4 protein-coding genes are annotated in these 3,512 nt (G+C 72.9%); 1 reads left to right on the plus strand and 3 read right to left on the minus strand.

Features of this window, described 5'->3' with window-relative positions; translation table 11 throughout:
- The coding region (locus tag AE652_RS37840; RefSeq protein WP_049659844.1) for an endonuclease/exonuclease/phosphatase family protein at positions 1 to 762 on the plus strand (762 nt) is incomplete at its 5' end.
- 32 nt (positions 763 to 794) lie between these two features.
- Here AE652_RS37840 and AE652_RS37845 read toward each other — a convergent pair.
- The 3 genes from AE652_RS37845 to AE652_RS37855 all read right to left on the minus strand — a co-directional run.
- The gene (locus AE652_RS37845; RefSeq protein WP_234348682.1) at positions 795 to 1,427 is read right to left on the minus strand and encodes an SGNH/GDSL hydrolase family protein; all 633 of its coding nucleotides are present in this window, start codon (positions 1,425 to 1,427) and stop codon (positions 795 to 797) included.
- A 64-nt stretch (positions 1,428 to 1,491) separates the two neighbouring features.
- Positions 1,492 to 2,691 (minus strand): RNA-guided endonuclease TnpB family protein, encoded by a 1,200-nt coding sequence (locus AE652_RS37850; protein ID WP_049659847.1) that lies wholly within the window; start codon positions 2,689 to 2,691, stop codon positions 1,492 to 1,494.
- A gap of 281 nt (positions 2,692 to 2,972) precedes the next feature.
- A partial coding sequence (locus AE652_RS37855) for a DUF4232 domain-containing protein (protein WP_049659842.1) occupies positions 2,973 to 3,512 on the minus strand: 540 nt, incomplete at its 5' end.

Raw genomic sequence — 3,512 nt, forward strand, 5'->3', positions numbered from 1 at the left:
CGGGCACCGGCAGCGGCCTGCGCGGGCGGGGTGCTGGCGGTGGTGTGGGCGGTGGCGTTCGGGCCGCTGCTGCTGGGCGGCGGGGCTCCAGCGCACGGGACATCGACGGGCGGGACCGGCGGGCCGGAGCTGACGGTGGTCACCCACAACGTGAACGCCGCCAACCCGGACCCGGCCGGCACCGCCCGCGCCCTGCTCGCCGCCAGCCCGGACCTGGTCGCGCTGGAGGAGGTCACCGACGCCGCCCTGCCCGCCTACCAGGGCGTGCTGGACAAGGCGCTGCCCCACCACGCCCGCACCGGCACCGTCGCGCTGTGGAGCCGCTACCCGGTGACGGAGTCCCGGCGGCTGGTCATCGACCCCGGCTGGAACCGCTCCCTGCGGGCCGAAGTCAGCGCCCCTGGCGGGCCGTTGGCCGTCTACGTCGCCCACCTCGCCTCGGTGCGGATGACCGCCACCGGCTTCGCCACCGCCCACCGCGACCGCGACATCGCCGCCCTCGGCCAGGCCCTGGACGCCGAACCGCTGCGCCGGGTCCTGCTGCTGGGCGACCTCAACACCGCCGCCGACGACCGCGCCCTCGCCCCGCTCACCAGCCGCCTCACCCCCGCGCGCAGCGGCTTCGGCTTCAGCTGGCCGTCCGGCCTCCCCCTGGCCCGGATCGACCACATCCTCACCCGCGATCTCCCCGCCACCGCCACCTGGACCCTGCCCGCCACCCCCAGCGACCACCGCCCGGTGGCGGCACGGCTACGGGGCTGACGGCGGGGGCCCGGCGGCAGGCCCCCGGCCGGTCAGGCGACCAGCCGCAGCCAAGCCGCCGCGAGGGCGGCGTGGCCGGCCGGCGTCGGGTGGACACCGTCCTCGGCCCAGTGCTCGGCTCCGGCCGTCGCGGCGAGTTCGGCGAACCTGCCGTCGGCGGCGAGCAGGTGGGCCCCGTAGCGGCGGGCGAGCCTGCGGACGGCCTGGATCTTCGGGTCCAGGTCGGCGCGCCACCGCTCGCGTTCCTTCTCGCCGATGAGCGCGGCGCCGGCCTCGACGGTGCCGCGGATCGGCAGGAGGAACGGCTCGATGAGGACGAGTTCCGTGCCCGCTTCGGCGAGGGGCGCGAGGAGGCGGTCGTAGCCCGCCTCGAAGCGTTCGGCGGGGATCGGGTACCCCCGCGGGTCGAGGATGCGCCGGCCCGCGTCGTTGACCCCGACGAGGATCGAGACGACGTCCGGGCGCGCGTCGAGGACGTCCGTCTGCCAGCGGGCTTCCAGGTCCGTCACCTTGTCGCCCGCGTTCGCGGTGTTCAGCCAGGTCACCGGCCGGTCGGGGTGGCGGTGGGCCCACTCGCCGGCGACGCGCAGCGGGTAGCCGCGCCCGAGGCCGTCCCCGCTCTCCCGGCGGCGGCAGTCGGTGGTCGAGTCGCCGGTGAACAGCACGGTGCTTCCCGACCGGAGGGTGATCGTCGTGACTCCTCCCCCGGCTGAAGCCGGGGGCTTCTCGCTAACCCTTCCGGGCGTTGCGACGGGCCAGCCCGGCCCGTAGAACATTGACGGCTCCCACCGTGTCGGAGTGTGCCCGGTGGGCGCAGCCGGTGCAGTGGAAGGTGTCCTGGGTGGGCCGGTTCTCCGCCGTGGTGTGTCCGCATGCGGGGCACGTCCGGGAGGTGTTGCGGGGGTCCACGGCGATCACTTCCCGTCCGGCGCTTTCAGCCTTGGCGTGCAGGATCGTGAGGAACACCCCCCATCCGGCATCCGATATCGAGCGGTTGAGTCCGGCCTTGGCCGCAGCCCCGTTCGGCAGGAACGCGCCTGCCTGTTCGGGGTCGGGTTTCGGCGCGGGCGCCTTGACCATGTTGCGGATCTTGAGGTCTTCGTGCGCGATCAGATCATGCGCGCGGACCAGTCCGAGGGCGGTCTTGTGGGCATGGTCGAGCCGTTGACGGCGGACCTTACGGTGCAGCCCGGCCACGGTCTCCACAGCCTTGCGGCGGCGATTGCCACGGCGCTTGCACCGACTGAGGGCCTGCTGGGCGGCTTCGAGCTTCGCGGCGGCCTTCCGGCCGTGGCGGGGGTTGGCAACGAACTCGCCGTCGGAGTCGGCGAGGAGGTTGGCTATGCCCATGTCGATGCCGACCACGCTGCCGGTCGCGGGCAGCGGATCGGGCCGGGCCTGCTCGGCAGTCAGCACCACGTACCAGCGCTTGCCCTCACGCTTGACGGACACGGTCCTGACCGTGCCGACCACCGCACGGTGCCGATGCACCTTGACGTGGCCGACGCCCTGGAACCGGACACGGGTCACCGGGTCGTGCGGGGTCGAGTCCCAGCGGCAGCCGTCACCGTTTCTGGGGAAGTCCACCGTGTCGAACCGGTTCACGCCCCGAAAGCGCGGGTAGCCGGGTTTCTCGCCGGACTCGACCCGGCGGAAGAACGCGGCGAACGCCTTGTCCAGCCGTCGAAGCGTGGCCTGCTGGGAGGAGAAGGACCACCGGCCCTGACACTCCGGGTCGAACGCCCGGATCTCCTTGAGCTGCGCGGACTGCCCGCCGTAGCGGACCGTCGTCCTGGAGACATGCCGCCAGGCATCACGTCGCTCCTGCAACGCCCCGTTGTAGAGCGAGCAGTGGTCCCGCAGCATCTCAGCCAGTGCCTGCTGCTGGCCCACGGTGGGCCGCATCAAGAACTTGTACGCACGAATCAACACGACCCACCCCCTCCACCGCCTCGACCATCAACATGCCACACGCCGCTGACAGAAGACACCACGAGCGTCCCGCTGCGCAGGGACGTGGCGGCGCTCCGCGCCGCCGATCCCAGGATCGGATTCCCTCCCCGGCGGAAGCCGGGGATACCCTCCGAAGATCAGGGATGGGTGCTCCTCGCGAGGGGTTGGTCCGGACCTCTCGAAGGTGCCGGGCCGCACTGTCACCGCGCTGACGTCAACCTTCATCTCACCTGCGGGAAGCGCGAGATGACGACATGTCAGCCGACGGGGACGGCGTCCTTCGGCAGGGTGTGCCAGTTGGTGACGACCGGCTTGTCGACCGGGGTCGTGCCGACGGGGACGGTCACCGGGTTCGGGTCGGGGGTGCCGATGCCGATGATGACGTCGGTGTACTGGACCGCCTGGTTGCCCTTGGTGGTCTTGGTCATGATGCCCGCGTACACGGTCTTGGCGCCGCTCAGGGTGATCTGCTCTCCCGCTCCGCGCTCGAAGGCGGCGGCCTCGATGCCGCCCGAGCCGAACGCGATGACGGGGTGGCCGGCGGGGAGCGTGCAGGTGATGCCCGACTTGGCCTTGGCGCTGATCAGGAGGTAGCCGCCGGCCTGGGTTTCGGCCTTCGCGCCGAAGTCCAGGTCGTTGGCGCCGCAGACCTGGCCGTACCCGCTCTTGTCGCCGGGCGCGGCGGATGCCGAACCGGCGGGCGCGGCAGGGGACTTGGGCGGGGCGGTCTTCGTCGGTGCGGCTCCGGCCGGCGCGGCCGTGGCGGGCGCGGCGGGCTCGGAGGGCGCGGCGGCCTT

The sequence above is a fragment of the Kitasatospora sp. MY 5-36 genome (genome assembly GCF_001182915.1).
In the GTDB taxonomy this organism is placed as follows: Bacteria; Actinomycetota; Actinomycetes; order Streptomycetales; family Streptomycetaceae; genus Kitasatospora.